Source organism: Roseibium sp. (assembly GCF_025698965.1).
Taxonomy (GTDB): Bacteria; Pseudomonadota; Alphaproteobacteria; order Rhizobiales; family Stappiaceae; genus Roseibium.
The window spans coordinates 1-5,287 of record NZ_JAILWL010000457.1; the positions used below are offsets into that span (position 1 = coordinate 1).

Here is a 5,287-nt window from a genome sequence, read left to right on the forward strand (position 1 = left end):
TTGATCACCGCACAGATGATACAGATTGAAGAATTAGGGGTTGGGGCGAAACTGCACTGACTGCCTCTTGCGCAATATAGCCGCGCCGTAGCTTTGTCTGCGTGAGCCGGTCTCGGGCACGAAGCGCGGCAGCTTCGTCATCGAACAAGTCCACCTTGAGCTGGCCGTGGTTTCCAATCCGCCCCCAGGAGCGAATGAGAGAGGCTCCTCCCAGCAGATTGGGTTGAACAGTCATCGCATAATAGCGCTGCATGTTTTTCTGCGGGTCAATACGATGCAGTACCAATTGTGGATCGCTTTCGGTCATGCCCAAGTTTCCCGCAAAACTCGGAACAATTCTAATGAATGTTCTGAATCGATCCTGTCACATCGATTCAAGGAAACGATCGATGCTGCGTGGAGCTGTACTAAATGTTCGGTCCCGGGATGAATTGGTTTGGATGAAGTCTGAAACGCTCTGGCTGTGAAGTCCACTGCTGTGTGATGAATTCAAATACGGTCAGACCTTTGAGGGGCTTCAGGCGGTTAGCGAAGTCGTATGCGTCAAGGAAAGTCCCGAGGTGCTCGCGGAGCTGTTCGTGGCTCACGTAGTGGTACGCTTGACGGTCGCATCCTTGATCGTCCGGCTCATTCGTTCGACCTGGACCGTTGGTCCAAGCGCGAAAGGTCGATGCACTCAAGCACGGCTCAGCGGCTTTTGCCAAAATGATGGGCCTGGCCATGCGCTTTCGGGGATTCCTTCGCGGCAAGAACCCGGAGTTGCTGGAGCAGTGGATCGACAATGCAATTGACACCGTACTGGCCGAAATGGTGCGCTTTGCCAAGGTTCTTCACCGCGATCTCGATGCCGTGAAGAATGCCATCGAACTTCCACGGAGCAACGGCCAAACCGAAGGGCAGATCAACCGCCTCAAGAACCTGAAACGAGCAATGTATGGCCGCGCAGGTCCAGAATTGATGCGGGCAAGATTGCTCCCGTTTGTCCCGTTGAACCACACACTTTGAGGAAGAATCAGTAAAGCTGACAAAATCCAGAACTTGCAGCCCTGAATGTCCTGTCGGATCACAGGTTCTTAGTTCGCTCATTTTCCTGCTGCTTTGGCTGAAGTCTGACTCTGAGGTGTAAAAAAGGAGGCGCTGACTTGGCCGATGTTCGCGACAGCACGACTGCGAGGGGGATCTAATCGTGCCATGTTAGGGGGAAAACACCGCCTCCTGATAGTTGAATGCGGGGGTACCCCTCAAAACAGCATCATGTTTTTTTGTGCGGATAAAAGTAAAATATCACCTGTTATTGCTCATGTGTCTTGTTCTGCGATTCTTGACCTGTGTCCAGGAAGTTAATTTCCACAGCTTTTGCAATTCAGGGAAGTAAATTTATCCAGAACACTTTATAGGTAGTCCAACTCCAGGTACGGCTTTCAAACAAATATTGGAACTGGGACCTCGATGCGACGGCCTCTTATTTTCATATCTCTGGCTGTCACCATTGTCATTGCAAAATTGCTCATGGACTTGGCAGGCTTTGGCAATGGAACCAAGTCTGGTGACACAAAAGGAACGGGATACGTTCCCGCAAAACATATTGAGTTTGACCCGGATCTTTGCCCGACGGATGCGGAAGGTAAAATCTATGTCCGCCTTCTGACCGGGTATGCGTTCGCGCTGTTTCTCGATCGTTTGTGGATATATGACACGGACAGGCGCGAGCCAGTCACACCGCCCACCAATCCTCACGCCCCTGAAGGGTGCCCCGGAAATCCGCTGCATATAGAGAAAATTTTAGGGCTCTCATCATTCCTTGGCACTGCTACCACGGAGCAGAAACTTGGCAAGCTTGGGATTCGTGGTACCGGCAGGGTTATGGTCAGGACACCAATTATAACCGGCGACGACTATCCCTGGGATAATATGTTCCAGAACTTTTTCAACATTTGTCGAAAATATAAACACTCCAGGATCATTGCAGGTGATCTGCGGGCGTGTTGGGCTCCCCAAAGGAAGCATTCGGAGAAAGTCTGGCCTGTAAGTTACATGGCCATTCCCAATCGGTATACGACCCCGTTGGGGAAGCCCTTTTTCGCAAAATGTCTTGGTGCATTTGGGGCGGATTCTTCCAGAGACGATTGCAGCTTCGGTTACAGCTATCTGCCGGGGCTCGTCGTCTCTGTAACGGATTACAACGAGGCCTACATCCCGCCGTATCGACTAATCCAGTTCGACCGCTTGCTTCGCGACACCATCGAAGGCGCACGCGTTCCGCATCTCGATTTTAAGATTGTAAAACAAGAAGGAAACTCAACAAATGAGTAGTGATTTTACGCGTGGCGACGGCGGTTATACCTTCACCGAGGAGCAACTGGCGGAGCTTAAGGCTCTCCAGGCATCGGTCGAAGCGCAATACCAGCAGAACGAGTACCAGGTTGGCTTGGCCGTCCCGATCTACCAAAAAATCCTGGAGTTCATCTCCGATGGCGACGGGCCCAAGGAGGGTGTTACGCCCGAGGTCTGGTACTGGATCAACGGCGCGGCAGATGTGAATAATCAGGAGGGCTTTTTCGCGGCATTCATTCACGAATACACCCGCATCCAATATGAACTTCGTGGTGGAGATCCGGCTGATTTTCAAGGCGCGCAAAACGAAGGCCAATCGGCGTCCAACGATATCGGGCTGAAACTGCTTGAAGATATTATCGAATATGGAAATCTTCCTTCCATCGAGGGGCTTGGAGCTCTCGATGGCGGGGCGGCGGCTTCCTCGGTTTTCCAGAACCTGCCAGGTCATGGAGGCTCGGAAGGAGATTATGCCGGGTGGGCCGGGACGTTGCTGTTTCCGTTTTTTGGCGTCAACCGTTTCTTTGATGAATGGCTTCTCACGGATGAGGCAGTACCCGGAACAGTTGAAGGCCAAGGTGAAAAAATCTTCAAGCACAGCACCGGTACCTATGACCTCATCGCCATGATGCAGGCATCGGTTCAGGCCGCCTACGAGGCCGCGCTAAATGAACCCTTTGAGGCAATTATGGTTGCCGCCTTTGGCCCCGAGGGCCTGGTCACGGACCATACGGCGCTCATAAGAGAGCTGGATAACTTCTTCCGGAGTTATTACCAGCTTGATGAAGCCGATGGGTTCAATCCGTCCGCCGACTTCCTTCTGGATCCGAATGCACTGAGTACCCAGGACTATTGGTGGGATGTCGGCACTCACGAAGATGACATTTTGGACCGGGAAGATGGATATCCGAGGGAAATCTTTCAGGAATCATTTGTTGTCAACGCCGGCGATGGCGACGACTTTGTGTCCGGCGGCGCGAACAGCGACCTGATTGACGGCGACCGGGGAAACGACACGCTTTTCGGTGGCGAAGGACGGGACTTTGTTTTCGGCGGGGATGGCAACGATATCCTTCTCGGGGGTGCAAAAATTGGCAACCTTCCCACCGATCCGGCCGGTGATCTGATTTCAAGCATTGATACGACAGCCTATTACGATGACGAAGCGACCGACATTCTCAATGGCGGCCTTGGCTATGACAGCTATTACATTTTCTCCAATGAGCGCGTCATGACCGACAACACCAACTGGGCCAATGCCAGCCTGGAGGAGTTGCGGAACAACTTTGATGCATTTTTCCCTGAAGCGTTTTATGAGCCCGGCGATCAGTTGCCCGGGGGCGCCTTCGCTGACGACTACGTTTATTTGGACACGAGCACTTTCACCAAAATCGACGAGATTGTCGATGAAGATGGATCGGGCGAGATTTTCGTAAGCGTGCCGATCGTCGGCTCCAATTTTGAGGAGGTAGTGGAGAACCCTGACATTGAGGTCGTCATCGAATATTCCATCGATGGCCACCAGCTTGTGGAGTTCAGCAACTCCCGCGACTTCGACACTTACAGCTTTGATGGAACCGATATCTACCTAACTCGCCAGATGGGTGACAAAAATGAAATGGGCCAGATTGCCTATTATCAGGAAGGGGCCGACCTCTATGGCTTTTCCGTCCGCTGGTGGGCTGGCATAGGAGAATTTGATAACCAGGATTTAGGGGCACACTGGATTGCGCTGAATGCACATTTTGTCATCAAGGACTTTCAGGTTGGTGCGTTCGGCATCTTCATTGAGGATCTGGCGAACTGGGCACCTGGAACCGATGGCAACGATACTCCTGATCTGAGCCCTGGAAGCAATGGGGAAGGGGCAACGTGGAACGGATTGGGTGGTGACGACGTTGCGACCGGCACCCAGGAAGCCGACTGGCTGCGTGGTGAAGGCGGCAGCGATACCCTGAGAGGCGAAGCCGGCAATGACTATCTGGAAGGCGGGGGCGACGCCGATACTCTGGACGGAGGCAATGGCGATGATGTTCTCGATGGCGGTGATGGTGCCGACACCCTGACCGGCGGTGAGGGGAATGACACGATCTATGCCGATCGCGACGATGTCTGGTTCTCCGGCGATGCGGGAACCGACACGCTGATCTACACCGACTGGAACGATTTTGAATATTCCCTTGCCCAGGGCGGTTTCGAGAACGTCTCAACCGACGATGGCAACGACAAGATCTGGGGAACCAGCGGCGACAACGAGATCCGCGTCGAATGGGGGGACGATTTTGTCCAGGCAGGTGACGGCAATGACATCATCTTCGGCGGTGAAGGCGCGGACACGCTCCAGGGCCAGGATGGCGACGACACGATCTATGCCGATGCGGACGATGTCTGGTTCTCCGGCGACGCCGGCATTGATACGCTGATCTACACCAGCGCGGACGATTTTGAATATGCGCTCGGTCAGGGGGCGTTCGAAAACATCTATGCCGGATCCGGCAACAACAAGGTCTGGGGCACGGATGGCGACAACGAGATCTATCTGGAAGACGGCGACGATTTTGTCCAGGCGGGCGACGGCAACGATATCATTGATGGCGGCGAAGGCGCGGACACGCTTCAAGGCCAGGACGGCGACGACACGATCTATGCGGACGCCGAGGATGCCTGGTTCTCGGGTGATGCGGGCATTGACACCCTGATCTACACCAGCAGCGATGACCGCCAATACTCCCTGAACCAGGGCGCTTTCGAACATGCGAAAATGGGCGCCGGCAACAACGTTGTCTGGGGTTCGAGCGTCGACAACACCATTGATGGGGAAGCCGGATCAGACACGCTCTATGGCTATGATGGTGCCGATCGTCTCATCGGCGGAGCCGGCGCAGACACGCTTTATGGCGGCAGCGGGTCGGATACGTTCGTGTTCAGGGGCGGTGACACCGGGCATGACATT

General features: G+C 53.9%; 3 protein-coding genes and 2 pseudogenes. 3 read left to right on the forward strand and 2 right to left on the reverse strand.

The window, feature by feature from the left end:
* Positions 1–4 precede the first annotated feature (4 nt).
* Positions 5–307: a WGR domain-containing protein gene (locus tag K5905_RS26875; protein ID WP_297590022.1), complete on the reverse strand. Its 303-nt coding sequence runs from the start codon at positions 305–307 to the stop codon at positions 5–7.
* 100 nt (positions 308–407) lie between these two features.
* Positions 408–643, reverse strand: a pseudogene (locus K5905_RS26880) (hypothetical protein); the annotation flags it as partial.
* On the opposite strand from K5905_RS26880, the pseudogene K5905_RS26885 reads away from it, so the two are divergent.
* The 3 genes and pseudogenes from K5905_RS26885 to K5905_RS26895 form a co-directional block, all read left to right on the forward strand.
* A pseudogene (locus K5905_RS26885) lies at positions 634–1,005 on the forward strand (transposase); the annotation flags it as partial. The pseudogenes K5905_RS26880 and K5905_RS26885 overlap by 10 nt on opposite strands.
* Before the next feature lie 444 nt (positions 1,006–1,449).
* Positions 1,450–2,313: a hypothetical protein gene (locus tag K5905_RS26890; RefSeq protein WP_297590024.1), complete on the forward strand. Its 864-nt coding sequence runs from the start codon at positions 1,450–1,452 to the stop codon at positions 2,311–2,313.
* The coding region (locus tag K5905_RS26895) for a hypothetical protein (protein ID WP_297590026.1) at positions 2,306–5,287 on the forward strand (2,982 nt) is incomplete at its 3' end. The genes K5905_RS26890 and K5905_RS26895, both read left to right, overlap by 8 nt.

What these genes read in the sequence shown, in the direction of transcription:
- K5905_RS26890 (WP_297590024.1), top strand. Translation starts at nt 1,450, where the DNA reads ATGCGACGGCCTCTTATTTTCATATCTCTGGCTGTCACCATTGTCATT.
- K5905_RS26875 (WP_297590022.1), bottom strand. Translation starts at nt 307, where the DNA reads ATGACCGAAAGCGATCCACAATTGGTACTGCATCGTATTGACCCGCAG.